This is a genomic window from Streptomyces sp. P9(2023), assembly GCF_032436795.1.
GTDB lineage: Bacteria > Actinomycetota > Actinomycetes > Streptomycetales > Streptomycetaceae > Streptomyces.
In genome coordinates this window covers 20,791-47,483 of the sequence record NZ_JAUPWM010000042.1, presented here as the reverse complement: position 1 = coordinate 47,483, position 26,693 = coordinate 20,791, and the positions used below count along the sequence as shown (strand labels likewise).

Below are 26,693 nucleotides of genomic sequence, written 5' to 3'. Positions count from 1 at the left end.
CGACAGTCTTTGTGATCTAGGGGTTTCAATCACCACCCACGCAGGTAGGGTCAGGAAGCGTCCAGCTCCCCTTGGAGGAGGTGAGGACCGTGGCAGCCCACGACGACGACATCAACCGCGGCATCCGGCCCGGGCGGGGGTCTGAAGACCCCGCCGGCCAGGTTGCCTATCTCGAGCAGGAAATCGCCGTCCTGCGCCGCAAGCTCGCCGACTCTCCGCGTCATACGAGGATTCTCGAGGAGCGGATCGTCGAGCTGCAGACAAACCTGGCCGGCGTGTCCGCGCAGAACGAGCGGCTCGCCAACACACTCCGTGAGGCCCGCGACCAGATCGTGGCCCTCAAGGAGGAGGTCGACCGGCTCGCACAGCCGCCGGCCGGCTTCGGAGTGTTCTTGCACGCCAACGAGGACGGCACGTGCGACATCTTCACCGGGGGCCGCAAGCTCCGGGTGAACGTGAGCCCCAGCGTCGAGCTCGACGAGCTCCGGCGCGGCCAGGAAGTCATGCTCAACGAAGCGCTCAACGTGGTCGACGCCATGGAGTTCGAGCGCGCCGGGGACATCGTCACCCTCAAGGAGATCCTCGAGGACGGCGAGCGCGCCCTGGTGATTGGGCACACCGACGAGGAACGGGTGGTCAGGCTCGCCGAGCCGCTGCTGGACATCACCATCCGCCCCGGCGACGCCCTGCTGCTCGAACCCCGCTCCGGCTACGTCTACGAGGTGGTGCCGAAGAGCGAGGTCGAGGAGCTCGTCCTCGAAGAGGTCCCCGACGTCGACTACACCAAGATCGGCGGCCTCGGCGGCCAGATCGAGATGATCCGGGACGCCGTCGAGCTTCCGTACCTCTACCCGGACCTCTTCAAGGAGCACGAGCTGCGGCCGCCGAAGGGCATCCTGCTCTACGGTCCGCCCGGCTGCGGCAAGACGCTGATCGCGAAGGCCGTCGCCAACTCCCTTGCCAAGAAGGTCGCCGAGGTGACCGGGCAGCCCGCAGGGAAGTCCTACTTCCTGAACATCAAGGGGCCCGAGCTCCTCAACAAGTACGTCGGCGAGACCGAGCGGCACATCCGCCTCGTCTTCCAGCGTGCCCGGGAGAAGGCGAGCGAGGGCACCCCCGTCATCGTCTTCTTCGACGAGATGGAATCCCTCTTCCGCACCCGCGGATCCGGAGTCAGCTCGGACGTCGAGAACACGATCGTCCCCCAGCTGCTCGCCGAGATCGACGGCGTGGAAGGCCTGGAGAACGTCATCGTCATCGGCGCCTCCAACCGCGAGGACATGATCGACCCCGCGATCCTGCGGCCCGGCCGGCTCGACGTCAAGATCAAGATCGAGCGCCCGGACGCGGAGGCCGCGAAGGACATCTTCGCGAAGTACCTCACGGCCACCCTGCCGCTGCACTCCGACGACCTCTCCGAGCACCACGGGTCCAAGGAGGCCGCCGCCCACGGAATGATCCAGTCCGTGGTCGAGCAGATGTACGCGGAATCCGAGGAGAACCGCTTCCTCGAGGTCACCTACGCCAACGGCGACAAGGAAGTCCTGTACTTCAAGGACTTCAACTCCGGAGCGATGATCCAGAACATCGTCGACCGGGCCAAGAAGATGGCCATCAAGGCCTTCCTCGACCACAACCAGAAGGGCATCCGCGTCTCCCACCTCCTCCAGGCCTGCGTGGACGAGTTCAAGGAGAACGAGGACCTGCCGAACACCACCAACCCCGACGACTGGGCCCGGATCTCCGGAAAGAAGGGCGAGCGGATCGTGTTCATCCGCACCCTCGTCACCGGAAAGCAGGGCGCGGACACCGGACGCTCCATCGACACGGTGGCCAACACCGGTCAGTACCTGTAGATCGCAGACCGGCTGCGGAGGTCCGGACCCACGGACCTCCGCAGCCGGACGCTTTTCCCCGCGGTTTCCCGCGGGAATGACGTAATCGATCTCCCCACCGGCGCGGAGTCGCTCTAGGCTCGTCGGTACTTGTAGCGCCGCACCCGAAGGGGAGCGCCGCCGGGCAAGGAGGGCCGCATGACCGTACGGCGAGTAATGGGCATCGAAACGGAGTACGGGATCTCCGTTCCGGGCCACCCGAACGCCAATGCCATGCTCACCTCGTCCCAGATCGTCAACGCCTACGCGGCGGCGATGCACCGGGCGCGCCGCGCCCGCTGGGATTTCGAGGAGGAGAACCCGCTGCGGGACGCCCGCGGCTTCGACCTCGCCCGCGAGGCCGCCGACTCCAGCCAGCTCACGGACGAGGACATCGGCCTGGCCAACGTGATCCTCACCAACGGAGCCCGGCTCTACGTGGACCACGCGCACCCCGAGTACAGCGCACCCGAGGTCACCAACCCCCGGGACGCCGTCCTCTGGGACAAGGCCGGCGAACGGATCATGGCGGAGGCCGCCGAGCGGGCCGCCCAGCTCCCCGGCGCCCAGCCCATCCATCTGTACAAGAACAACACCGACAACAAGGGCGCCTCCTACGGCACCCACGAGAACTACCTGATGAAGCGGGAGACGCCCTTCTCGGACATCGTCCGCCACCTCACCCCGTTCTTCGTCTCCCGCCAGGTCGTCACCGGCGCGGGACGGGTCGGCATCGGCCAGGACGGCCGCGAGCACGGCTTCCAGCTCAGCCAGCGCGCCGACTACTTCGAGGTCGAGGTGGGTCTGGAGACGACCCTGAAGCGGCCCATCATCAACACCCGCGACGAGCCGCACGCGGACGCCGAGAAGTACCGCCGGCTCCATGTGATCATCGGCGACGCGAACCTGTCGGAGATCTCCACGTACCTCAAGCTGGGCACGACCGCCCTGGTCCTGTCCATGATCGAGGACTCGTTCATCAACGTGGACCTCGCCGTCGACCAGCCCGTCCGCACCCTCCACCAGGTCTCCCACGACCCGGGGCTCCAGCACCTGGTCACGCTGCGCAGCGGCCGCACACTGACCGCGGTCCAGCTCCAGATGGAGTACTTCGAGCTGGCCAGGAAGTACGTGGAGGAGCGCTACGGCGCGGACGCCGACGAGCAGACCAAGGACGTCCTGGTCCGCTGGGAGGACACCCTCAACCGGCTCGAGAACGACCCGATGAGCCTGGCCGGCGAGCTGGACTGGGTCGCCAAGCGGGAGCTCATGGAGGGCTACCGGCGGCGCGACAGCCTGGACTGGGACGCGGCCCGGCTGCAGCTGGTGGACCTGCAGTACGCGGACGTGCGCGCCGAGAAGGGCCTGTACAACCGTCTGGTGGCCCGGGGGCGGATGAAGCGGCTCCTGGACGAGACCGAGGTCGAGAGGGCCGAGACGAAGCCTCCGGAGGACACCAGGGCCTACTTCCGGGGCCGCTGCCTGGAGCAGTACGCGGACGACGTGGCGGCCGCGTCCTGGGACTCGGTGATCTTCGACCTCCCGGGCCGGGACTCCCTCCAGCGGGTCCCGACCCTGGAGCCCCTGCGCGGCACCCGGAACCACGTGAAGGAACTCCTGGACCGCTGCCGGACGGCGGAGGAACTGGTCCGCGTCCTTTCCGGCGGCTGAGGCGGGGCTGAAATACCCGGACACTGGGAATCATGGGACTAGTGCCCGGACGTTGTACGAAACTGCGGGGCCGAAGTCAGACCTGGCTTGTAGGGTCTGATCTTGAGAGACCCAACCGAGCGGGCCGATTCGAGCGGGGTGAGGGATATGGCGACCAAGGACACCGGCGGCGGACAGCAGAAGGCGACGCGTTCCACGGAGGAGGTCGAGGAGACGACCACGGAGGCAAGCTCCGACCTCCAGGAACGCCAGGAGAAGCTCAGCGACGACGTGGACTCTGTTCTCGACGAAATCGATGATGTGCTCGAGGAAAATGCGGAGGATTTCGTGCGCTCCTTCGTTCAGAAAGGCGGGCAGTGATTTCACCTTTGATTCGAAGGTGGAATTGCGCTAGGGGGGTCAATGTCTGAAAGTTTCAAGCGGTGTAGTCGGTGCGGGGAGACGAAGCCGCGGGAGGCTTTCGCAAGCAACAGGGCCATGCGGGACGGCCTGCAGTGCTACTGCAGGCCGTGCGCGGCGGACTATCACCAGCAGCGCCAGAAAGCCAAGGGCAAGAACGTGCGGCCCAGGGTCGAGGCGCCCGGCGGGCACAAGTGCTGCCGCCGCTGTGGCGAGATCAAGCCGCACTCGGAGTGGGATCGCAACAAGACCGCTTCCGATGGATTGTCCACGCGATGCAAGGCGTGCCGTGCAATCGAAGGTCGGGCCGGCCACCTGAAGCGGTCCTACGGCATCACGGAAGCCGAGCGGGACGAGATGATCAAGGAGCAGGTAGGCGTCTGCTGCATCTGTCTCGCTGCTCCGGCCGAGCATGTGGATCACTGTCACGAGACGGGTAGGGTCCGTGGCGTACTGTGCTTCAGCTGCAATGCAGCCCTGGGGCAGTTCAAGGATCGGCCCGATGCCATGAGGCGGGCCGCCGCATACGTGGAGGGACACGCGTGGAAGCCAACACTCGTAGCACCGGGCGTCTACCAGCTGCCTTCCTGACGCCGGGCTCGTCCTCGTTCATGGACTTCCTGTCCGCCCACTCGCCGGAGATTCTCCCGGGGAACCGGAAGCTGCCCGACGGGGTCGTGGAGGCGCCGCACGGCACCACGATCGTCGCCGTGACGTTCCCCGGCGGGGTCGTGCTGGCCGGTGACCGGCGGGCGACCATGGGGAACATGATCGCGCAGCGCGACATCGAGAAGGTGTTCCCGGCCGACGAGTACTCGGCCGTGGGCATCGCCGGCACCGCCGGTCTCGCCGTCGAGATGGTCAAGCTGTTCCAGCTGGAGCTGGAGCACTTCGAGAAGGTGGAGGGCGCCACCCTCTCCCTGGAGGGCAAGGCGAACCGCCTGTCCACCATGATCCGCGGCAACCTCGGCATGGCCATGCAGGGCCTCGCCGTCGTCCCGCTCTTCGCCGGCTGGGACGAGGGCAAGGAGAAGGGCCGCATCTTCTCGTACGACGTGACCGGCGGCCGCTCCGAGGAGCACGGCTTCGCCGCCACCGGCTCCGGTTCGGTCTTCGCCCGCGGTTCCATGAAGAAGCTGTACCACCCGGAACTGACGGAGGAGCAGGCCGCCACGCTGGTCGTGCAGGCCCTCTACGACGCGGCCGACGACGACTCGGCGACCGGCGGTCCGGACCTGTACCGCCGTATCTATCCGATCGTCACCGTCATCACCGACGAGGGCTTCCGCAGGCTCGACGAGGACGAGTCCTCGGCGCTCGCCCGCGCGGTCACCGATCGGCGCCTGGAGCAGCCCGACGGCCCGCGCGCGGCCCTGCTCTGATCCCTCGTCGTCCGTAGAACCCCAGAAGAAAGGGACGGGTAACCGGTGTCGACTCCGTTCTATGTCTCACCCCAGCAGGCCATGGCCGACCGGGCGGAGTACGCCCGCAAGGGCATTGCCCGAGGGCGCAGTCTGGTCGTCCTCCAGTACACCGACGGCATCGTGTTCGTCGGCGAGAACCCGTCCCGCGCGCTGCATAAGTTCAGCGAGATCTACGACCGGATCGGTTTCGCCGCGGCCGGCAAGTACAACGAGTACGAGAACCTCCGCATCGGCGGCGTGCGCTACGCCGACCTGCGGGGCTACACCTACGACCGGGACGACGTGACGGCCCGGGGCCTCGCGAACGTGTACGCGCAGACGCTGGGCACGATCTTCTCCAGCGCCGGCGAGAAGCCGTACGAGGTGGAGCTGGTCGTCGCGGAGGTGGGCGCCGAGCCCGACGGCGACCAGATCTACCGGCTGCCGCACGACGGATCGATCGTGGACGAGCACGGTTCGGTCGCGGTCGGCGGCAACGCGGAGCAGATCGGCAGCTTCCTCGACCAGCGGCACCGCGACGGGATGTCCCTCGCCGAGGCGCTGAAGCTGGCCGTGCAGGCCCTCTCGCGGGACACCAACGGCAGCGAGCGGGAGATCCCCGCCGAGCGCCTGGAGGTGGCGGTCCTGGACCGTACGCGTCCGCAGGCGCGCAAGTTCAAGCGGATCGTGGGGCGTCAGCTGGCGCGTCTGCTTGAGGCGGACAACGCGGCGATCGCGAAGACGGACGACCCGTCGGACGACGTTCTGGATGATCTGGACGACGCGGAGGAGTAGTTCCCTCCCTCGCACGCTCGGTGGCCCCGGTCCGCTTCGGCGGGCCGGGGCCTTCGTCGTGCCCGCTCAGGCCGGTGCCGGGCCCGAGGAGTCGCGGGCCATGAGCGTGACCGGGAGGTCGCCGGGCTCGGGGGTCCCGCCCGCCAGGACGGCCAGGAGGGCGGCCATGCCGCGTTCGCCGATCCGCTCGGCGGGCAGCCGGACGGTGGTGAGTTCGGGCTCCACGGCGGTGGCGAGGGCCAGGTCGTCGAAGCCGGTGACGGAGACGTCCTCGGGGACGCGTAGACCGAGACGGCGGACGGCCTTGCAGGCGCCGGCGGCGAGGATGTCGTCGTCGCAGATCAGGGCGGTGGGGCGGGGGCCTGGGCCGGTGAGGGCACGTTCGGCGGCGGTGCGGGCGCCGTCCACGTCGAGCGGCGCGCGGACCGTCCGTACGGTCACGTCCCCCGTCGCGCTCCCCGCCTCCTGGCCCAGCACCTCCGCGAGCGCGGCCGCGCGGACGTCGAAGGTCCAGGACGGCACGGCCGAGGCGAGATGGAGGAAGCGGCGGTGGCCGTGGCCGAGGAGATGCGCGGCGACCTGGCGCATCCCGTCGGCGATGTCGAGGTTGACGTGGGCGGCGGCCCCGCTGTCGGCGGGGTCGCTGTCGAGCATGACCAGCGGCAGGTCGGTGCCGTGGAAGGCCTTGAGCGCGTCGGCGGCCATCGAGGACGCGATGATGCCGTCGAGGGCGGCGCGGGCGGAGGCGAAGGGGTCCTTGGCGGGGCCGACGCCGTCGGGGGAGGGGTAGAGGACGACGCCGAAGCCGTGGCGGGCGGCGACGGTGGCCGCGCCGGTGTAGACGCGGGCGAAGAACTCGTTGGTGAGGGCGGGGACGACGAGCAGGGCGGTCCTGGTGCGGCCGAGGCGCAGGTTGCGGGCGGCGAGATTCGGCCGGTATCCGAGGGTGCGCGCGGCCTCGCGTACGGTCCCGGCGGTGCGCTCGGAGACCCTGCCCCGCCATTTGTCGCCGAGGACGAGGGAGACGGTGGCCTGTGAGACCCCGGCCGCCCTGGCGACGTCCCGGCTGGTGGGGCGCGCCGCGCCGGGGGACTCTGGGGTCTGCACTCGTGCCTCCGCGAGGGGTGGTCGTCGCCTGCGGGATGGACCCGTGGGATGTCGCCATGGTACGTATGACGCCTGGCGTTATACGTAAAACCTCGGGGGTGGACCGGGGGAGAGGAGATGGACATGGCCACGGAGGCCCAGGAGAGCGGCGGCTATCTCGACCTGCTCAGGGCTCGGCACGCCCTGCGACTGCTCACCGGCACCCTCGTCGGCCGGCTCCCCAACGGCACCGGGCCCATCGCCATCGTGCTCTTCGTCCGCTCCGAGGGCGGCAGCTACAGCCTGGCGGGCGGGCTCACCGCCGCGTACGGCATCGCCACCGCCATCGGCCAGCCGCTCCTCGGCCGCGCCGTCGACGTGAAGGGCCAGCCGCGCGTCCAGCTGCCCGCCGCGCTGATATCCGCGCTCGGCATGATCGTCCTCGCCGTGGCCGGAATCAGCCCCCTCGTGCTCGCGTACGCGGCGGTCGTCGTCGCCGGACTCTTCACGCCGCCGCTCGAGGGCGGACTGCGGGCCCTGTGGCCGAGCGTCCTCGGGCGCGAGGACCGGGTCCACCGGGCCTACGCCCTGGACGCCGTGGCCCAGGAGGTCATGTTCACCGTCGGACCGCTGCTCGTGACCCTGCTGGTCGCCGTCTGGTCCCCGGCCGCGGCCCTGCTCGTCATCAACGTCCTCGGTGTCCTCGGCGCGCTCTCCGTCGTCCTCTCCGAGCCCTCGCGCGCGTGGCGCTCGGCGCCCCGTGAGGCGCACTGGCTGGGGGCCCTCCGCTCGCCCGGCCTGCTGGCCCTGCTGGGCTCCTTCTTCTTCGTCGGGCTCGCCCTCGGCTCCATCACCGTCGCGGGCCTCGCCTACGCCGACGACCGCGGCAACGAGGCGGCGTACGGCTGGCTGATGGCCGCGCTCGGTCTCGGCGCGCTGATCGGTGGTGTCCTCTACGGCGCCCGCCGCTGGGCGGGCGCCCCGGAGCGGCGCCTGACGGTCATCGTCGGCCTGCTCGCCCTCGGCTATCTGCCGCTCATGCTCACCCCCGGCGTCGTGCCGATGACGGCCCTCGCCGCGCTCTCCGGTGTCTTCCTGGCCCCCGCCCTCGCCTGCGGCTTCATCGTGGTCGACCGGCACGCGCCGCGCGGCACCGTCACCGAGGCGTTCTCCTGGCTCGTCACCACCTTCGGTGTGGGGTCGGCGCTCGGCTCCGCCGTCGCTGGTCCGGCCGTCGAACTGGCCGGAACGACCGCGGGCTTCGCCGTCGCCGGCGGCGGCGGACTCGTCGCGCTCCTGGTGCTGCTGGCCACCGGACGGGTGCTCGGCGCACCGGGCCGCAGCGTGCGACACGCCGTCAGTGCCGCCGCCGTCGGGGCCGTACAGACCGAAAAGAACACGCACTCATCGGAAAATGATCGAAACGGGGCTGTCGAACCCGGTTTCAGCTCAGGCCATCAGGCGTAATGTTCAGACATGGACCGCCGCATTTTCGGGCTGGAGAACGAGTACGGCGTCACGTGCACGTTCAGGGGACAGCGCCGACTGTCTCCTGACGAAGTGGCGCGCTACCTCTTCCGCCGTGTCGTGTCATGGGGCCGCAGCAGCAATGTCTTCCTGCGGAACGGCGCCCGCCTGTACCTCGACGTGGGTTCGCATCCGGAATACGCAACGCCGGAATGCGACAACGTGACCGAACTGGTCACCCACGACAAGGCCGGCGAACGCATTCTCGAAGGTCTGCTCGTCGACGCCGAACGCCGCCTGCACGAGGAGGGAATCGCCGGCGACGTCTATCTCTTCAAGAACAACACCGACTCGGCGGGAAACTCCTACGGCTGCCATGAGAACTATCTGGTCGCCCGGCACGGCGAGTTCTCCCGGCTCGCGGACATCCTCATTCCCTTCCTCGTCACCCGACAGCTCATCTGCGGCGCCGGAAAGGTGCTTCAGACCCCGCGCGGCGCGGTCTACTGCGTCTCCCAGCGGGCCGAGCACATCTGGGAGGGCGTCAGTTCCGCGACGACCCGCTCCCGGCCCATCATCAACACCCGCGACGAACCGCACGCGGACGCCGAGCGCTACCGCCGGCTGCACGTCATCGTCGGCGACTCGAACATGTCCGAGACGACCATGCTGCTGAAGGTCGGTGCCACCGACCTCGTGCTGCGCATGATCGAGGCGGGCACCGTGATGCGTGACCTGACGCTGGAGAACCCGATCCGGGCCATCCGCGAGGTCAGCCACGACATCACCGGCCAGCGCAAGGTCCGCCTCGCCAGCGGACGCGAGGCCTCCGCCCTGGAGGTCCAGCGGGAGTACTACGAGAAGGCCGCCGACTTCGTCGACCGCCGCGGCATCCGTACGGGCACGGTCGCCCAGGTCCTGGAGCTGTGGGGCCGTACGCTCGACGCCATCGAGGCGGAGGACCTGGACCGGATCGGCACCGAGATCGACTGGGTCATGAAGTACCAGCTCATCGAGCGTTACCGGGCGAAGAACAACATGACCATGTCGCACCCCCGGGTCGCCCAGATAGACCTCGCGTACCACGACATCCACCGCCGCCGCGGGCTGTACTACCTCCTGGAGCGGAAGGGGCAGGCGGCCCGGATCTGCAACGACCTGAAGATCTTCGAGGGCAAGTCCGTGCCCCCGCAGACCACCAGGGCGCGGCTGCGCGGCGACTTCATCCGCCGTGCGCAGGAGCAGCGGCGGGACTTCACCGTCGACTGGGTCCACCTGAAGCTCAACGACCAGGCGCAGCGCACCGTGTTGTGCAAGGACCCTTTCCGGTCGGTCGACGACCGGGTGGAAAAGCTGATCGCCGGAATGTAGGACATCGCTGTACGAAATGCCGGGGCCCCGTGCGTGTGACGTGCGGGGCCCTTGGCCTGTCCGGGCGGTCCCCTAGAGTGTCGAGCAACTACTGTGCCGTCTGAGATCTGAGGAACACGTGCGCCGACTTGCCGGCCTACTGGTCGTCCCACTGCTGCTGCTCTCGACAGCGGCGTGCGGCAGCGACGACAAGGGCTCCGATAACGCCTCGATGAAGAACGGACTGCCCGCCATCACCGCGGGTGCGAAGTTCGGGGAGAAGCCCACCCTCGCGAAGGGGGAGGGCGACCCGCCGAAGGACCTCAAGGTCAATGTGATCAGCGAGGGTGACGGCGCCGTCACGAAGAAGGGCGACGCGCTCCAGGTGAACTACCTGGGTCAGGCCTGGGACTCCACCAAGCCCTTCGACAACAGCTTCGACCGGGGGAAGCCGTTCGACCTGACGCTCGGCGCCGGCCAGGTCATCAAGGGCTGGGACCAGGGTCTTGAGGGGCAGAAGGTCGGCAGCCGCATCGAGATCGGCATCCCGCCGGAGCTCGGCTACGGGGCGCAGGGCCAGGGCGACATCAAGCCCAACGCCACCCTCGTCTTCGTCGTGGACATCCTGAAGTCCACCACGATCCCGAAGTCCGCCGAGGGCACCGAGGTCGCCCAGGAGAACAAGGACCTGCCGAAGGTCGGGACGAACACCGACGGCAAGGCCCCCTCGCTGACGGTGCCGAAGGTCGACCCGCCGACCAAGCTCGTCTCCAACTACATCCTGGAGTCCAAGGGCGAGGTCGTCGCGGCCACCGACACGGTCGTGGTGAACTACGTCGCCGCGCTGTGGAAGGACGGCAAGGTCTTCGACTCGACCTACCAGACGGGCAAGACCGCGAACTTCCCGCTCGCGCAGCTGACCCTGAAGGGCCTCAAGGACGGCATGACCGGCAAGAAGGTCGGCAGCCGCGTCCTGATCGTCGCCCCGCCGTCCGAGGCGTTCGGCGACAAGGAGCAGCAGGGCATCCCGAAGAACTCCACGCTGGTGTTCGCCGTCGACATCCTGGCGAAGATGTAAGACTGTCCCCGTCGCGCAGTTCACCGTTGCGCGGTTCATTCGTTTGAGGAGCACACTGCAGTGAGCATCGAGAAGCCCGAGGTCGACTTCCCGGGCGGCGAGCCGCCGGCCGACCTGGAGATCAAGGACATCTGGGAGGGCGACGGCGAGGTGGCCGAAGCCGGCGACCTCGTCAAGGTCCACTACGTGGGTGTTGCCTTCTCCACCGGTGAGGAGTTCGACGCCTCCTGGAACCGTGGCACCCCGCTGGACTTCCCGCTCGGTGCCGGCCGGGTCATCCAGGGCTGGGACCAGGGTGTGGCGGGCATGAAGGTCGGTGGCCGCCGCCAGCTGGTCATCCCCGCGAAGCTCGGTTACGGCGACCGGGGCGCGGGCAACGCGATCGCCCCCGGCGAGACCCTGATCTTCGTCTGCGACCTGGTCGGCGTCACCAAGCGCTGACCGGATCCGCGTCATCGAGCGCTGACCGGATCCGCTCGAACGAGGGCCCGTGCCTGTCCAGGCGCGGGCCCTCGGCTTTTCCCACGACACCCCGGGGCGGTACGGTCGGATGTCCCCGAAGTCAATCCGGCAGAAGAGGTGCAGGGCGTCGATGGCGATTGCCAAGGCCGAGCGGCTGATGAATCTGGCCCTCTGCCTGCTCGGGACCCGCAGACCGCTCAGCAAGCGTGAGCTGCGCGGCTCCATCGAGGCCTACCTGGAAGCCGGCACCGACGACTCCTTCAACAGGATGTTCGAGCGGGACAAGGACGATCTGCGCGAACTCGGCCTGGTCATCGAGACCGTCGAGAACCTGGAGGGCGAGACCGGCTATCTGGCCCGCCGCGACTCCAACCGCCTCCCGCCGATCACCCTGGACGCCGAGGAGGCCGCGGCGCTCGGCCTGGCCGCCAAGGTCTGGCAGCAGGCCCGGCTCGCCGGGGCCGCCAGCGGCGCCCTGCAGAAGCTCCGCGCGGCCGGCATGCCCGAGGCCGAGGACACGTACGACACCCAGCACAGCGCCCTCGAACCGCGCATTCCGGTCCATGAGGCCGCGTTCGAGCCGCTGATGCTGGCCTGCCGCGACCGGCGCCCGGTCGTCTTCGACTACCGCAAGGCGACGGCGGCCCGCCCCGAGACCCGCCAGGTCGAGCCGTGGACCCTGGAGTGCTGGCGCGGCCACTGGTACCTGGCCGGCTGGGACCGGGACCGCGGCGCCGAGCGGGTCTTCCGCCTCTCCCGCATCACCGGCAAGGTCCGCTCCCGGGCCGGCGCCTTCACCGCGCCCGTGCCCGACGTCGTCACGGTCCGCGAGACCGTGGAGAGCTGGGCCGGTGAGACCGCCACCCGGTCCGCCCGGATCCGGCTGCGGGCCGGCTGCGGCTACCCGCTGCGGGCCCGTGCCCAGTCGGTGGCGGAGGGCGCGGACGGTTGGGACGAGCTGGAGATTCCGTACGGGCACGGGCTTGACGCCTGGCTGGTGGAGTTCGGTCCCGATGTCGTCGTCATCGAGCCCGCGGACCTGCGGGCCGACGTGGTGGACCGGCTGCGCGCCGTGGCCAAGGGCTGAAGGGGGAGACGTACAGCATGGCTGCGAACGCGATCGACCAGACGAGGCGGATGCTCTCCCTCGTCACCTACCTCCGTGAGCGTCCCGGCGCGCACGTCGCCGATGTGGCGCGGGCCTTCGGGATCACCGAGGACGAGCTGATCTCGGACCTCGACGTGCTGCCGATGTGCGGTACGAGCTTCCGGGGCGGCGACCTGCTCGACATCGACACCGACGGCGACCGGATCTGGTGGCGCAACCCGGGTGCCCTCGGTGCGGAAGCCGCCGAGCCGCTGCGGCTCGCGGCCGACGAGGCGACGGCCCTGTTGGTGGCCGCGCGGGCCGTGTCGACCCTGCCCGGACTGCGCGAGGGCGACAGGGACGCCCTGCTGCGGGCCACCGCCAAGCTGGAGAACGCCGCCGGTGAGGTCGCCGGGGCCAGCGCGCGGCTTTCGGTCACCTTCGAGTCCGAGGGCGGGGTCTTCGCCGAGGTGGACCGGGCGATCTCGGAGCGCAAGCGGCTGTGGGTGCGGTACTACTCGCCGGCCCGTGACGAGCTGACCGAGCGCGAGGTGGATCCGATCCGGCTGTTCGCCGTCGGGCACACCTACATGGAGGCGTGGTGCCGGCTCTCCGAGGCGCGCCGCACGTTCCGTCTCGACCGGGTCGCCGAGATCCGGATCCTGGACGAGCAGTCCGCTCCGCCGGAGATCGAGCTCCGGGATCTGTCCGAGGGGCTCGTCCAGCCGTCCGCCGAGGACCCCGAGGTCGTCGTGGAGGTCGGCCCCGGCGGGCGCTGGGTCGCGGAGTACTACCCGCACGACCGGGCCGACGAGCTACCCGACGGCGGGCTGCGCATCACGCTGCGGACCCCCGCTCCGGCCTCGCTGCGGCGCCTCGCGCTGCGGCTCGGCAGCGACGGGCGGATCGTCTCCCCGCAGGACCTCGCCGACAGCGCGCGGGAGGCGGCGGCCGCGGCGCTCGCGGCCTACGAGGGCCAGGCCTGAGGCTGTAGGGGAAACGAGAGGAATGAGGGAGATGTCCGTGATGCACGGAATGACGGCTTCGATCGCGCCGGTTCTCTTCAAGGCCGCCTGCCCCGACTGCCGCGCCCACTTCGAACTCGGCGCGGGCTGCCTGCGCCTCGCCATCGGCGCCAGTCGGCGTACGACCTTCTACTCGTTCACCTGCCCCGAGTGCGGCAGCTCCGTCCGTAAGCCCGCGGGCGAGCGGATCGTCGAACTCCTCACGGGCGGTGGCGTCCGCACGCTGCGCCTGCACTCCACCGTCTGACGCCCCGCCGGCCGCACACGGTCTAGGCTCGCCCCATGTTCTGGCCCATGCTCGCCATCGCCCTCGGATTCCTCGGCGTCGCCGTCCTCGGCGTCCTCGGGATCAAGGTCTTCCTCGAAGCCCAGCGGCTCGGCCGCCAGGTGACCCACACCACCGAGCGCATCAACCGCGCCGCCGAGGAGCTCGAAAGGGCCGCCGAGGACTTGACCCGAACCGGCGGGGCGCTGCGCTGAACCGGTGCCGTACGCTGCTCAGGAGGGTCCCCGGAGGGATGATCGGGCCGCAATCGCGAGTATGCGCAGCCATTGCCCCGCGTTTACTCCTGCGGGTTACGATCGCAGACAGCGCGGTGGCCGGACGCATGTCCGACCCGCCGGGCACCGCACTCCATGTCGCCTCGGTGAAGAAGGTAAACAGCTATGGGTAGGCTCGGCCCCACCGAGATCATTCTCATCCTCGTCGTCATCATCCTGCTGTTCGGCGCCAAGAAGCTCCCGGACATGGCTCGTTCGCTCGGCAAGTCGGCCCGCATCCTCAAGAGCGAGGCCAAGGCGATGAAGTCGGACGACCAGCAGAGCGCCCCCGCCCCGGCCGACCCGCCGACCGCCGGCACCCAGGACCAGGCCGCCCCGCGCACGATCCAGGCCGCGCCCGGAGACGTCACCAGCTCGCGTCCCGTGACCGAGCCGTCGGACACCACCAAGCGCTGACCCGGTCCGCCGCGGCCGCCGCACGGAGCGGCGGCTGCCGCACGAGATGAGGACGTGGGTTGCTCAAGTCTGCCCGCAAGCAGGAGAAGGATCCCGAGGGCCGCATGCCCCTCGTGGAGCACCTGCGTGAGCTCCGCAACCGCATGGCGAAGGGCCTCCTGGCCGTCGCCGCGGTCACCGTCGTGGCCCTCGTGTACAGCGAGGACCTGATGCAGTTCCTGACGAAGTCCGTGCCCAAGTGCGGACCCGGCGTGACCAGCGACGGCGGAAACTGCGCGATCGTCTCCTTCAACACGCTGATCGCCCCGTTCAGCACGACGATCCAAGTCAGCCTCGTGACGGGTCTCGTCGTCGCCAGCCCGATCTGGCTGTACCAGCTGTGGGCGTTCATCGCCCCCGGCCTGCACAGGAACGAGAAGAAGTACACCTACGCCTTCGTCGGTGCCGCGGTCCCGCTCTTCACCGCCGGCGCCTACCTCGCGTACCTCATCCTCCCCATCAGCGTGAAGGTGCTCATCAGCCTCACGCCCGGTGGCTCCGCGAACATCCTGTCCCTCGGTGACGTCCTCGACTTCACCCTGCGCATGGTGCTCGTCTTCGGTCTCGCCTTCGAGCTGCCGCTCGTCCTCGTGATGCTGAACCTCACCGGTGTCCTCACCGGCCGCCGCATGGCCGGCTGGTGGCGCGGCGTGATCATGGGCGTCTTCGTCTTCGGCGCCGTCATCACCCCCACCACCGACCCCATCGGCATGATCGCGCTCGCGGGACCGATCACCGTCCTCTACTTCGGGGCCGTCGGCTTGTCGCTCCTCAACGACCGGCGCCGGGCCCGTAAGAACCCGGACGCCGAGCTGGACGACGACGAGGCCTCCAGTCTCGACCTCACGCCCGAGGCCGTCGGAGCCATCGAGCCCGTCGGCGCGGCCCGTGCCCTGCCCGAGCAGTCCGGCGGCGAGGCCGACGGCGGCAGGTCCCTCAAGCCCGGCAGTTACGACGACGTCACCTGATCTTGTAGGGTCCTCCCCCCAGACTCCGTCCGGGGGGACATCCATGACCAGTGAGATCATCCTCTTCGTCAATCCCACCGCGGGACGCGGCCGGGGCGCGCACGCCGCGCAGCCGGCCGCCCGCGCGCTCCGGGACGCCGGATTCTCCGTCCGTACCGTCCTCGGCGCCGACGCCGACGATGCCCTGCGGCGCGCCCGCGAGGCCGTCGCGGACGGCACCGGCGCGCTGGTCGCGGTCGGCGGCGACGGCATGGTCTCCCTCGCCCTGCAGGCGCTGGCCGGCACCCGTACCCCGCTCGGCGTGGTGGCCGTCGGCACCGGCAACGACTTCGCCCGCTCCCTCGGCCTGCCCGTCCGCGCACCGGCGGCCGCCGGACGGCTCGCCGCCGAGCTCCTCAAGGGCGGCGGCGGACGCGACATCGACCTCGGCAGGGTCGGCGACCGCTGGTTCGGCACCGTCCTCGCCTCCGGATTCGACTCGCGGGTCAACGACCGCGGCAACCGTATGCGGCTGCCCGTGGGGCGCTTCAAGTACGACCTCGCCATGGTCGCCGAGCTCGCCGCCTTCCGGCCCGTCCCGTACCGCCTCACCCTGGACGACGGCACCGAGCGGCACGTCGAGGCCACGCTCGTGGCCGTCGGCAACGGCACCTCGTACGGCGGCGGCATGCGGATCTGCGCCGACGCCCGCATGGACGACGGTCTCTTCGACGTCACCGTCGTCGGCGAGTGCAGCCGTACCACGCTGCTCAGGGTCTTCCCACGCGTCTACCGCGGCACCCACCTCGACCACCCGGTCGTCACCGTCCACCGCGTCCGCTCCCTCACCCTGGACGCTCCCGGCATCACCGGCTACGCCGACGGCGAGCCCCTCGGACCGCTGCCGCTCACCGCCGAGTGCGTGCCGGGAGCGCTGCGGGTGCTGGCGCCGCCGGCCGGGATTCCGGTCCCTCGTTAAAGATCGCGTCACTGTCAGAGGCGGCGGGTAGGCTCGACAGCAAGATGACAGAGGACCTCACACCAGCCGAAGCGTACGCAGCCGCCCGGGCCCGCGCTGCCGAGCAGGCCACGGCGCTGGCCCCTTTCCGCGAGATGTACGAGTTCGGTCTCGACCCCTTCCAGATCGAGGCCTGCCAGGCCCTCGAATCGGGCAAAGGCGTGCTCGTCGCCGCGCCCACGGGCTCGGGCAAGACCATCGTCGGCGAGTTCGCCGTCCACCTCGCCCTGCTCCAGGGGCGCAAGTGCTTCTACACGACACCCATCAAGGCGCTGTCGAACCAGAAGTACGCCGACCTCGTGAAGCGGTACGGACCGGGCAAGGTCGGCCTTCTCACCGGCGACAACAGCGTCAACGGGGACGCGCCGATCATCGTCATGACCACCGAGGTCCTCCGCAACATGCTGTACGCGGGATCCCAGGCCCTCAGCGGCCTCGGCTACGTGGTCATGGACGAGGTGCACTACCTCTCGGACCGCTTCCGCGGCGCCGTCTGGGAGGAAGTGATCATCCACCTCCCCGAATCGGTGACGCTGGTCTCACTCTCCGCGACCGTCTCCAACGCCGAGGAGTTCGGCGACTGGCTCGACACCGTCCGCGGCGACACCGAGGTCATCGTCTCCGAGAGCCGCCCCGTGCCGCTCTGGCAGCACGTGCTGGCCGGCCGCCGGATGTACGACCTCTTCGAGGAGGAGACCGACCACGGCGGTCGCGGCGCGTCCCGCCGCGAGGTCAACCCCGACCTGCTGCGGCTGGCCCGCACCGAGAACTCCCGTACGTACAACCCGCGCGAGCGGCGGCGCGGCAAGATGGTCCGCGAGGCGGACCGCGAGCGCGAGCGGCGTCAGCGCACCCGCATCTGGACGCCCGGACGGCCCGAGGTCATCGAACGCCTCGACGCCGAGGGGCTGCTGCCCGCCATCACCTTCATCTTCAGCCGGGCCGGCTGCGAGGCGGCCGTCCAGCAGTGCCTGTACGCGGGGCTGCGGCTCAACAACGACGAGGCCCGGCAGCGCGTCCGCGAGATCGTCGAGGAGCGCACCGCCTCCATCCCGTCCGAGGACCTCCACGTCCTGGGGTACTACGAGTGGCTGGAGGCCCTGGAGCGCGGCATCGCCGCCCACCACGCCGGCATGCTGCCCACGTTCAAGGAGGTCGTGGAGGAGCTGTTCGTCCGCGGCCTCGTGAAGGCGGTCTTCGCGACCGAGACCCTCGCCCTCGGCATCAACATGCCCGCCAGGACCGTGATCCTGGAGAAGCTCGTCAAGTGGAACGGCGAGCAGCACGCCGACATCACCCCCGGCGAGTACACCCAGCTCACCGGCCGCGCCGGACGACGCGGCATCGACGTCGAGGGGCACGCCGTCGTCCTCTGGCAGCGCGGCCTGGACCCGGGTCACCTCGCCGGACTCGCGGGCACCCGCACGTACCCGCTGCGCTCCAGCTTCAAGCCGTCGTACAACATGGCGGTCAACCTGGTCGACCAGTTCGGCAGCCACCGCTCGCGCGAGCTGCTCGAGACCTCGTTCGCGCAGTTCCAGGCGGACCGGTCGGTCGTCGGCATCTCCCGCCAGGTCCAGAAGAACGAGGAGGGCCTGGAGGGCTACAGGGAGGGCATGACCTGCCACCTCGGAGACTTCGAGGAGTACGCGCGGATGCGCCGCGACCTCAAGGACCGCGAGACCGAACTGGCCAAGCAGGGCGCCGCGCAGCGCCGTGCCGCGGCCGCCGCGTCCCTGGAGAAGCTGAAGCCGGGCGACGTGATCCACGTGCCCACGGGCAAGTTCGCCGGGCTCGCCCTCGTCCTCGACCCGGGGATCCCGGCCGGCCGGACCAACGGCCACCGCGGCTTCGAGCACCACGACGGGCCCCGCCCGCTCGTGCTCACCGCCGAGCGGCAGGTCAAGCGGCTCGCCTCGATCGACTTCCCGATCCCCGTCGAGGCCATGGAGCGGATGAGGATCCCGAAGTCCTTCAACCCCCGCTCCCCGCAGTCCCGTCGGGACCTCGCCTCCGCCCTGCGGACCAAGGCCGGGCACCTGAACCCCGACCGGCACCGCAGGGAGCGTTCGGCCGCAGCCGACGACCGCGAGATCAACCGGCTCCGTACGGAGCTGCGCGCGCACCCCTGCCACGGCTGCGACGAGCGCGAGGACCACGCCCGGTGGGCCGAGCGCTACCACCGGCTGCAGCGCGACACCCGGCAGCTGGAGCGGCGCATCGAGGGGCGGACGAACACCATCGCCCGTACCTTCGACCGGATCGTGGCGCTCCTCACCGAGCTCGACTATCTGCGCGGCGACGACGTCACCGACAACGGCAAGCGGCTCGCCCGGCTCTACGGCGAACTCGACCTGCTGGCCAGCGAGTGCCTGCGTGACGGGGTATGGGAGGGGCTGACCCCGCCCGAACTGGCGGCGTGCGTCTCGGCGTTGGTCTACGAGGCCCGGCAGTCCGACGACGCCGTGGCGCCGAAGCTCCCGACGGGGAACGCCAAGGCCGCGCTCGGCGAGATGGTGCGGATCTGGGGGCGGCTCGACGCCCTGGAGGAAGAGTTCAAGATCAACCAGGCGGAGGGGGTCGGGCAGCGCGAGCCCGATCTGGGCTTCGCCTGGGCGGCGTACCAGTGGGCCTCCGACAAGGGGCTCGACGAGGTGCTGCGGGAGGCCGAGATGCCCGCGGGTGACTTCGTGCGCTGGTGCAAGCAGGTCATCGACGTCCTCGGGCAGATCGCGGCTGCGGCGCCCAAGGAGAACAGCACGGTCGCCAAGAACGCGCGGAAGGCGGTCGATTCGCTGCTGAGGGGCGTGGTGGCGTACAGCTCGGTGGGCTGACGCTTGGTGGTTTGACGCTGCGTCATGTGGTGGGTGGGGGCTCGTGGTTGATGCCACGGGCCCCTTCTCGTCGTGGGGCGTGGGGCGTGGGGCGTGGGGCGTGGGGCGTGGGGCGTGGGGTGTGGGTCGCGGGGCCGGGGGCCGTGGGGTGTGGGTTGCGGGTCGTGGGCGCGGGCCGCGGGCCGTGGGTGGTGGCTCGTGGGGGTCTTGGCCGGTTCTTGCGGGTGTTGTCCACAGGGCGTTGTCCACAGGGGTGGCGGAGGGTCGGAACTCTCCGATTCCATGGACGCAGCACCGCACCACACCGGGCAACACCGCTGGGAGGGGACCCACGTGACCACGCAAACCGGTTCGGCCGCCGTCGAGGGGACGACGGACGGACAGAAGATCGTGCCGGGGCCACGGGGTGTGCCGCTGCTCGGGAACATGCCGCAGTTCGGCAAGGACCCGCTCGGCTTCTTCGAGCGGCTGCGTGAGCGCGGAGACTTCGTCAGCTGGCGCTTCGGGCCGGGCCCCGCGCTCTTCATCGCCGACCCGGACGCGATCGGCGAGCTTCTCACCGAGGTCGAGCGCACCTTCGAGACGGCCGATCTCGGCATCGCGTTCCGCACCCTCCTCGGCAACGGAGTCGTCGTCGCCAAGGGCGCCGACTGGCGCCGTAAGCGCTCGCTCGTGCAGCCCTCCGTCCGGCCCAGGCAGGTGCGTTCCTACGCCACCACCATGACCGAGTGCGCCGTCGCCCTCGCCGACCGGTGGAGCGGCGGAGAGCGCGTCGACATCAAGAAGGAGATGGCCGCCCTCACCCAGCTGATCGCCGTCCGCACCATCTTCGGCGTGGACGCCGCCGCCGACGCGGACGCCATCGGCCGCGCCATGGACGTCGCCCAGAAGGAGATCGGCGCCGAATTCAGCGGTATCGGCGCCCTGTTGCCCGACTGGGTGCCAACCCCGGGACGGGCCCGTATCAAGCGCGCCGCCGCCGTCATCGACGCCGAGGTCGCCCGGGTCGTCGCCCGCCACCGCGACGGCGACACCGAACGGCCCGACCTGCTCAGCCGGCTCCTCACCGCCCAGGACGAGACCGGAGCCCACCTCTCCGACCAGGAGATCCGCGACGAGACCGTCACGCTGTACATCGCCGGACACGAGACGACCAGCTCCACCCTCGTCTGGGCCTGGCAGCTCCTCTCCCACAACCCCCGCGTGCGGGACGCTCTCGCAGAGGAGCTCGACCGGGTCCTGGGCGACGACGAACCGGGCTTCGACGACTACGCCCGGCTGCCGTACACCCAGGCCGTCGTGAAGGAGACCCTCCGGCTCTACCCGACGATCTGGCTCATCACCGGTGTCGCCCGGGACGGCGCGACCCTCGGCGGGATGGAGATCCCGGCCGGGACGCGGGTGTGGACCAGCCAGTGGGCCACCCACCGGGACGGGCGGTGGTTCACCGATCCGCAGGAGTTCCGCCCGGAGCGCTGGGGCGGGACGGAGGGCGCGGAGATACCCGAGTACGCGTGGTTCCCGTTCGGCGGGGGGCCCCGGGTCTGCCTCGGGACCCGGTTCGCGATGGTCGAGGCCGTGCTGATCCTCGCGGTCCTCGCCCGCCGGTTCCGGTTCGACCTCGACCTCGGCGAGGGGGAGATCCGCCCGGTGCCGAGCCTGACCCTCCAGCCGGATCGGGAGGTGCTCGCCACGGTCCGCGCTCGGGGGTGAGGTGCGGGATGATTTCGGCATGAAGATCAGCGCACGGGGGCTCAACCGGTCCACTCTCGCCCGGCAGTTGCTGCTTCGACGCGAGCGGGTCGGGGCCGTGGAGGCGGTACGGAAGGTGGTCGCGCTGCAGGCCCAGCAGCCGGCCTCCCCTTACCTCGCGCTGTGGAACCGGACCGTCGACTTCGACCCCACCGAACTCGACAGGGCCTTCACCGACGGGACGGTCCTGAAGTCGACGCTCATGCGGATCACCCTGCATGCCGTCCACACCGACGACTTCCGGGCCTTCCGGGAGGCCGTGCATCCGTTGCTGAGAGGGGGCAGGATCGGCGACCGCCGGTTCGCCGCGTCGGGCCTGACCGCGGCGGACGCGGACCTGCTCGCTCCGGAGCTGCTGGCCTTCGCCGACCGGCCCCGGACGGGTGCCGAGTACGAGGCCTGGCTCCAGGAGCGGGTGGGGGTCGCACCGAAGTCGGGGGCCTGGTGGGCGCTGCGGCACTACACCCCGCTGGTGCACGCGCCCACGACGACACCGTGGTCCTTCGGGGAACGTCCCCGGTACGTCGCACCCCTCGACCCGCCGCCCGTTCCGGCTCCGCCGGAGGCGTCCGACGCGGCCCTGCGGACACTGATCCTCCGCTACCTGGAGGGCTTCGGGCCGGCGACGGTGGGGGACATGGCGCAGTTCGCGCTGGTCCAGCGGGCCAGGGTGAAGAAGGCCCTCGGGACGCTCGGGGACGACCTGGAGACGGGGAAGGGACCGGAGGGCGAGGAGCTGTTCGACCTACCGGGCGCACCGCGGCCGGACGAGGGAACCCCCGCCCCGCCTCGGCTGATGGCCATGTGGGACAGCACCCTGCTCGCCTACGCCGACCGCAGCCGGGTCATCCCGCCCGAGTACCGCGCGTCCGTCATCCGCCGGAACGGGGACGTGCTGCCGACCCTGCTGGTCGACGGCTACGTCGCCGGGGTGTGGCGACCGACGGAGGGCGGCATCGAGGCCACCGCCTTCCACGCCCTCCCCGAGGACGTCTGGGAGGCCCTGGCCGACGAGGCCCGCGCCCTGACGGCCTTCCTCGCGGGCCGGGAGCCTCAGGTGTACCGCCGCTACGCCCACTGGTGGACCAAGCTCCCGCCCGGCGAGACCCGGCTGCTGCCCGGGGCGTAAGGCGTCGACAGGTCAGGGTCGTGCGGGTGCGAGGGCCGCCGCCATGGTCACCAGGTCCTGTGCGTGGAGGACCCGGTCCTGGCCCGGGAGGGGGACGTGCAACGGGGTCGACCAGCGTGAGGGGATGGCGTCGGGGCCGTAGACCGCGCCCGCCAGCATGCCCGTGACCGCCGCCACCGTGTCCGTGTCGCCGCCCAGGTCGATCGCCGCGACGAGCGCCGCCTCGAAGGAGGCCGTGGTGCGCAGGGCCCAGACGGCGGAGCCCAGGCAGGGCCAGACCGCCCCGTTGAACTCGGTCGCGTCGTCCGGGTGCCAGCTCGGGGCCAGGACCGTCGCCCAGCGGTCGTGGTGCGGTGCGGCGACCGCCGCGAGTGCGGTGGGCACGGCAGAGAGCGGGTCCTCACCGAGGAGGGCGACGCGGACGAGCTCGTGGAGGACCGACGTACCCTCCCAGGCGGCGCGGTCGCCATGGGTGAGGGCGGCGATGCGGCGGGCGGCGGCCATCGAGGCCTCGCGGCCGGACCCGGCGAAGAACACGGCGGAGGTGGACGCGCGCATCAGCGAACCATTGCCCGCCGCACGTCCGTTGACCTGGAAGTGGAGGGCGGCGGCCGTGTCCCAGGGGTCGCCGCTCGTGAGGACGTCCTCGGTCTGCAGGCCGATGTCCTTCGGCTCCGACGCCGCCCAGTGGCGGAAGCGATCGAAGATGTCCGGCAGGTCGAGCCCGTCCCGGTCGAGGAGCGACTCCCCGACCAGGACGGCCATCTGAGTGTCGTCGGTGGCCTCGCCCGGGTCCCAGCCACCGCCCCCGCACATCTCGCCCACGCCGTCCGGGAACCGGTCGAGGAAGACGCCGGGAAGCCCGAACTCGAAGGGTGCGCCCAGCGCGTCCCCCACGGCGGAGCCGAGGATGGCGCCCATGGCGCGGGTGGTCGGTGTCATGAAGATCAGCCTAGGCGGCTGCCCGGGCCGGCCGAACTCCTCAGGCGGGGGCGGGGATCGGTTTGCGGGTTGCGCGGAGGAGGAGGAAGAGGAGCAGGGCGAAGGGGGACAGGAGAATGGTCAGGATCAGGACGGGGGCCATCAGCCAGGGGGAGAGGGCGCGTTTGCGGGACTCGCGGTACATCCACTGGCCGAGCAGGAGGTCCCAGGCGATGACCTGGGCCCAGATCGCCGCCGCCCCGTTGGCGTCGGCCGTGAGGTCGCGGAAGGTGTCGAGGTCCGGGCTGCTGACGGCCGTCCACAGCTCGGGGAAGGCCGGCAGGGCCAGGGCGACGTACACGGCCAGGATCGGTACGACGGTGAGGGGGGAGGCCGCCAGCCGTTCGGTGCCCCGCCAGGTGGGGGCGAGGATCATCAACAGCCAGACGGGCGCGGCCAGATAGAAGCTGAGCTCGAAGAGGAAGCCGGTCATGAGGTGGACTCCTGGGTGGTGGGGGCGGTGCGCAGGGAGGCCCAGGTCGCCGCCGCGCCGAGCAGGGCGATCGTGCCGGCGGCCGCGAGGGTCGTGGCGTCGGGCTGCGTGAGCGGCTGACCGCGCAGGGCCTGCCAGGTGACGAGAGCGAAGACCGCCGCGTACGTTCCCGAGGCCACGAGCGTCAACCGGAGGCGTATCCGCTCGTCGCGCAGTCGGGCGAACCTCGGGGCGAGGGCGACCAGGAGGAGCAGCAGGAGCGGGATCACCTGGAGGGCGTGCATGCCGAAGAAGTGGGCGACGCGCAGATCGCCGCCCGTCGTGGACCAGCCGGTCACGGCCATCGTCGGGCCGCCGTCCGGGACGCCGACGCTGTGGGCGCCGGTGATCGCCGCGTCGTCCCCGCTCGCGCGCTGCTCGGCGGTGGGCTGCGTCATGACGAAGCCGATCGCGGCTCCCGCGAGGGCGATCAGGGAGCCGAGACGTACGGCCCAGGCGGTGGCGCGGTCCAGGATCCGGGCCCGTAGCAGCAGGATCGCGAGGACCAGGGCGGCGAGCCAGAGGATGACGATCATGGCGCCCATCACCTGGAAGAGGGCCGCGTCGAAGGGCGTCTCGTGGTTGAAGTGGCTCTGTGTGCCGCGTATCACCTGCGTGGTGATCAGCACCATCTCACCGAGGCCGGTCACGGCGACCACCGTCCCCGCCCACCAGGCGAGCCGTCGGCGGCGGGGGAGCAGGGTGAGCATCCAGGCGAGCGTCATGCAGTACGCGATCAAGGAGACCGAGAACTTGAACGGCTTCGTCCATATCGGGACGCCGACCAGGATCCGGTCGTCGAATATCAGGCCGCCGAAGGAGACGACGGCGAGTAACGCCATGGACGCGGAGAACCAGACCAGCGGCCGGTGGAGCTCGCGGAGCCGCGGAAACGGTGAGGACATGGGTACCCCCGGTGGGTTGTGGGCATGCAGATTATGGATAGCAGCACTTTCCGCTATCTGATAGCGGCACTATCTATGATGGGAGGGTCGGTCGGCAAGACCGGAGTGGGTTCGGGAAGGTGAACGCAGAGTGCGCATCGGAGAGTTGAGTCGCAGGACCGGGGTGTCGGTGCCGACGATCAAGTTCTACGTACGGGAAGGGCTGCTGCCTGCCGGGGAGTTGACGAGCCCGAACCAGGCCTCGTACGGCGAGACGCACGAGCGGCGCCTGCGCCTGATCCGGGCGCTCCTGGACGTGGGCGGGCTCTCGGTCGCGGCGATCCGTGAGGTGGTCGCGGCGATAGAGGACCGGGACCGTCCGGTGCACAAGATGCTGGGCGCGGCGGCGGACCGGGTGGTGCCGCGTTACGGAGAGGGGGCGGCCGAGGGGGTCGCCGAGGCGCGGGGGGCGGTCGCCGAACTGATCGCCCGGCGCGGCTGGCACACGCACGCGGACAGCCCGGCGGCGGAGGCCCTCGCGGTCGCCCTCGCGGCGCTCGACGAGATCGGCCACGGCGATTTCGCGGAGGTGCTCGACGCGTACGTGGGGGCGGCGGAGCAGGTGGCCGGGGCGGACCTGGAGTACGTCGCGCGCAATGTGGAGCGGGACGAGCTGGTGGAGAGCGTGGTGGTGGGGACGGTGCTGGGGGACGCGGTGTTCGCGGCGCTACGGAGGCTGGCGCATGTGGATGCGTCGGGGAGGGTGTTCGGTACGGGGGAGTAGCGGCGCGCCCCCGGGGCGCCCCCCGGCTCCGGGGGCCCGGCTCTTACGGGCGCGGGGCCTCAGGGTGCCCCCAGGGACGACCCCCGGGGCCCGGGCCCGTACGGGTGCGGGGCCCTCGGGGGCGGCGGGGACATGGGGTGAACGGCCCCCGAAACGGGCGCCGCCCCCGGGGGGTTGTGCCCACCCTCCCCCAGACTTCGTCCGGGGGGACCCCCATCGCCCTGCGGAACAGTTGCCCACAACGGTGGTCGCGGGCGGGGCGCTTGCCAACGGTGGTCGGGGCGGGGCGGTTGCCCGCCCGTTCCGCCCTGTCGAGCAGTTGCCCACAACGGTCGCGCGGTGGGGGGCGGGTACGCCCCCGGTCAGTTCTCCTGCTCGCGTTCCACCTGGTCGTTCCAGTCGCGCTTGATCGCGCGCCAGGCCTCGTCCGTCTTGCCCAGGCGCCAGTAGCCCGAGATCGAGAGGCGTTCGCGGGGGATCTCCCGCTCCATGCGCAGGTGGCGGCGGAGTTCCTTCACGAAGCCCGCCTCGCCGTGGACGAAGGCGTGGACGTCGCCCGCCGGGAAGTCCAGAGTGCGGACCGCGTCCAGGAGGAGCTCGCCCGCCGGGCGGTCGCCGCGGTGCAGCCAGGTCACCTCGATGCCCGCCGCCGTCGCGAACTTCTGCTCCTCCGAGGCGTCCGCGACCTCAAGGAACGCGTGCGCCTTCGCACCCTCGGGCAGCCGCTCCAGCGCCACCGCGATCGCCGGCAGGGCGCTCTCGTCTCCCACCAGCAGGTGCCAGTCCGCCGCCTCGTCCGGCGCGTAGCCGCCGCCCGGCCCCAGGAAGCGCACCGTCTCGCCCGCCTGGGCGCGTGCCGCCCACGGCCCGGCCAGGCCCTCGTCGCCGTGGACGACGAAGTCGACGGTCAGCTCGCGGTGGACCGGGTCCCAGCTCCGTACCGTGTACGTCCGCGTGGTCGGCCACTGCTCGCGCGGGAACTCCGCACGGATCCGCTCCATGTCGAACGGCTCCGGGTAGCTCACGCCCTCCGGCGCGAAGAGCAGCTTCACGTAGTGGTCGGAGAACTCGCCCACCGTGAACGCGTCGAGGCCGTCCCCGCCGAGCACCACCCGCACCATGTGCGGCGTGATGCGCTCCGTGCGCACCACCCGCGCCTCATGGGCCTTCGGTGCCTTGCGCGCCGGCTGCTCTGCCAC

The 26,693-nt window shown here is 70.6% G+C and carries 26 protein-coding genes; 21 read left to right on the top strand and 5 right to left on the bottom strand.

Annotated features, from left to right (window positions below):
* Positions 1-89: 89 nt before the first annotated feature.
* The 6 genes from arc to prcA all read left to right on the top strand — a co-directional run bounded on the left by arc (position 90) and on the right by prcA (position 6,142).
* Positions 90-1,856 (top strand): proteasome ATPase, encoded by a 1,767-nt coding sequence (gene arc, locus Q5762_RS32155; RefSeq protein WP_315895806.1) that lies wholly within the window; start codon positions 90-92, stop codon positions 1,854-1,856.
* A gap of 177 nt (positions 1,857-2,033) precedes the next feature.
* Positions 2,034-3,545: a depupylase/deamidase Dop gene (gene dop / locus Q5762_RS32150; protein ID WP_315895805.1), complete on the top strand. Its 1,512-nt coding sequence runs from the start codon at positions 2,034-2,036 to the stop codon at positions 3,543-3,545.
* A 147-nt stretch (positions 3,546-3,692) separates the two neighbouring features.
* A complete protein-coding gene (locus tag Q5762_RS32145) occupies positions 3,693-3,905 on the top strand; it encodes a ubiquitin-like protein Pup (protein ID WP_315895804.1) in 213 nt (70 codons plus the stop codon).
* Between the two features lie 42 nt (positions 3,906-3,947).
* Positions 3,948-4,535, top strand: coding sequence for an endonuclease VII domain-containing protein (locus Q5762_RS32140; protein WP_399495315.1), 588 nt, complete (start codon positions 3,948-3,950; stop codon positions 4,533-4,535).
* Positions 4,487-5,326 (top strand): proteasome subunit beta, encoded by an 840-nt coding sequence (gene prcB, locus Q5762_RS32135; RefSeq protein WP_315895802.1) that lies wholly within the window; start codon positions 4,487-4,489, stop codon positions 5,324-5,326. Before Q5762_RS32140 ends, prcB begins: the two co-directional genes overlap by 49 nt.
* Positions 5,327-5,371: 45 nt before the next feature.
* The gene (prcA, locus tag Q5762_RS32130) at positions 5,372-6,142 is read left to right on the top strand and encodes a proteasome subunit alpha (RefSeq protein WP_315895801.1); all 771 of its coding nucleotides are present in this window, start codon (positions 5,372-5,374) and stop codon (positions 6,140-6,142) included.
* A 66-nt stretch (positions 6,143-6,208) separates the two neighbouring features.
* Here the strand turns inward: prcA and Q5762_RS32125 are convergent, their stop codons facing one another.
* Entirely contained in the window at positions 6,209-7,249 is a 1,041-nt protein-coding gene (locus Q5762_RS32125; protein WP_315895800.1) for a LacI family DNA-binding transcriptional regulator, read from the bottom strand.
* A 123-nt stretch (positions 7,250-7,372) separates the two neighbouring features.
* Between Q5762_RS32125 and Q5762_RS32120 the strand changes: the two genes are divergently transcribed.
* The 14 genes from Q5762_RS32120 to Q5762_RS32055 all read left to right on the top strand — a co-directional run bounded on the left by Q5762_RS32120 (position 7,373) and on the right by Q5762_RS32055 (position 22,373).
* Positions 7,373-8,695 (top strand): MFS transporter, encoded by a 1,323-nt coding sequence (locus tag Q5762_RS32120; RefSeq protein ID WP_315895799.1) that lies wholly within the window; start codon positions 7,373-7,375, stop codon positions 8,693-8,695.
* 9 nt (positions 8,696-8,704) lie between these two features.
* On the top strand, positions 8,705-10,066 hold the full coding sequence (pafA, locus tag Q5762_RS32115; RefSeq protein ID WP_315895798.1) for a Pup--protein ligase: 1,362 nt from the start codon (positions 8,705-8,707) through the stop codon (positions 10,064-10,066).
* 118 nt (positions 10,067-10,184) lie between these two features.
* Positions 10,185-11,123, top strand: coding sequence for an FKBP-type peptidyl-prolyl cis-trans isomerase (locus Q5762_RS32110; protein ID WP_315895797.1), 939 nt, complete (start codon positions 10,185-10,187; stop codon positions 11,121-11,123).
* A gap of 60 nt (positions 11,124-11,183) precedes the next feature.
* Positions 11,184-11,564, top strand: coding sequence for an FKBP-type peptidyl-prolyl cis-trans isomerase (locus Q5762_RS32105; RefSeq protein ID WP_315895796.1), 381 nt, complete (start codon positions 11,184-11,186; stop codon positions 11,562-11,564).
* A gap of 151 nt (positions 11,565-11,715) precedes the next feature.
* Positions 11,716-12,672, top strand: coding sequence for a WYL domain-containing protein (locus Q5762_RS32100; RefSeq protein ID WP_315895795.1), 957 nt, complete (start codon positions 11,716-11,718; stop codon positions 12,670-12,672).
* A 17-nt stretch (positions 12,673-12,689) separates the two neighbouring features.
* Entirely contained in the window at positions 12,690-13,658 is a 969-nt protein-coding gene (locus Q5762_RS32095) for a WYL domain-containing protein (protein ID WP_315895794.1), read from the top strand.
* Positions 13,659-13,680: 22 nt separating this feature from the next.
* Entirely contained in the window at positions 13,681-13,944 is a 264-nt protein-coding gene (locus Q5762_RS32090) for a hypothetical protein (protein WP_315895793.1), read from the top strand.
* 35 nt (positions 13,945-13,979) lie between these two features.
* Positions 13,980-14,177 carry a hypothetical protein gene (locus Q5762_RS32085; RefSeq protein ID WP_315895792.1) on the top strand — a complete coding sequence of 66 codons (198 nt, stop codon included), beginning with the start codon at positions 13,980-13,982 and terminating at the stop codon, positions 14,175-14,177.
* A 186-nt stretch (positions 14,178-14,363) separates the two neighbouring features.
* Complete coding sequence (tatA, locus tag Q5762_RS32080) at positions 14,364-14,654, top strand: Sec-independent protein translocase subunit TatA (protein ID WP_315895791.1); 291 nt, start codon at positions 14,364-14,366, stop codon at positions 14,652-14,654.
* Positions 14,655-14,758: 104 nt separating this feature from the next.
* Positions 14,759-15,661, top strand: coding sequence for a twin-arginine translocase subunit TatC (tatC, locus tag Q5762_RS32075; RefSeq protein WP_315895819.1), 903 nt, complete (start codon positions 14,759-14,761; stop codon positions 15,659-15,661).
* A gap of 43 nt (positions 15,662-15,704) precedes the next feature.
* Positions 15,705-16,619, top strand: coding sequence for a diacylglycerol kinase (locus Q5762_RS32070; protein ID WP_315895790.1), 915 nt, complete (start codon positions 15,705-15,707; stop codon positions 16,617-16,619).
* Positions 16,620-16,663: 44 nt separating this feature from the next.
* Complete coding sequence (locus tag Q5762_RS32065) at positions 16,664-19,492, top strand: DEAD/DEAH box helicase (protein ID WP_315895789.1); 2,829 nt, start codon at positions 16,664-16,666, stop codon at positions 19,490-19,492.
* Positions 19,493-19,825: 333 nt separating this feature from the next.
* On the top strand, positions 19,826-21,205 hold the full coding sequence (locus Q5762_RS32060) for a cytochrome P450 (RefSeq protein ID WP_315895788.1): 1,380 nt from the start codon (positions 19,826-19,828) through the stop codon (positions 21,203-21,205).
* A 19-nt stretch (positions 21,206-21,224) separates the two neighbouring features.
* Positions 21,225-22,373 carry a winged helix DNA-binding domain-containing protein gene (locus Q5762_RS32055; RefSeq protein ID WP_315895787.1) on the top strand — a complete coding sequence of 383 codons (1,149 nt, stop codon included), beginning with the start codon at positions 21,225-21,227 and terminating at the stop codon, positions 22,371-22,373.
* Between the two features lie 12 nt (positions 22,374-22,385).
* Here the strand turns inward: Q5762_RS32055 and Q5762_RS32050 are convergent, their stop codons facing one another.
* The 3 genes from Q5762_RS32050 to Q5762_RS32040 are packed head-to-tail and all read right to left on the bottom strand — an operon-like array spanning position 22,386 to position 24,668.
* The gene (locus tag Q5762_RS32050) at positions 22,386-23,315 is read right to left on the bottom strand and encodes an ADP-ribosylglycohydrolase family protein (RefSeq protein WP_315895786.1); all 930 of its coding nucleotides are present in this window, start codon (positions 23,313-23,315) and stop codon (positions 22,386-22,388) included.
* A gap of 40 nt (positions 23,316-23,355) precedes the next feature.
* Positions 23,356-23,787, bottom strand: coding sequence for an ABA4-like family protein (locus Q5762_RS32045; protein ID WP_315895785.1), 432 nt, complete (start codon positions 23,785-23,787; stop codon positions 23,356-23,358).
* A complete protein-coding gene (locus tag Q5762_RS32040) occupies positions 23,784-24,668 on the bottom strand; it encodes a hypothetical protein (RefSeq protein ID WP_315895818.1) in 885 nt (294 codons plus the stop codon). Before Q5762_RS32040 ends, Q5762_RS32045 begins: the two co-directional genes overlap by 4 nt.
* Before the next feature lie 193 nt (positions 24,669-24,861).
* Here Q5762_RS32040 and Q5762_RS32035 point away from each other — a divergent pair, with 193 nt between their 5' ends.
* Positions 24,862-25,494: a MerR family transcriptional regulator gene (locus Q5762_RS32035; protein ID WP_315895784.1), complete on the top strand. Its 633-nt coding sequence runs from the start codon at positions 24,862-24,864 to the stop codon at positions 25,492-25,494.
* 362 nt (positions 25,495-25,856) lie between these two features.
* Here Q5762_RS32035 and Q5762_RS32030 read toward each other — a convergent pair whose 3' ends face one another.
* Positions 25,857-26,693: a siderophore-interacting protein gene (locus tag Q5762_RS32030; protein ID WP_315895783.1), complete on the bottom strand. Its 837-nt coding sequence runs from the start codon at positions 26,691-26,693 to the stop codon at positions 25,857-25,859.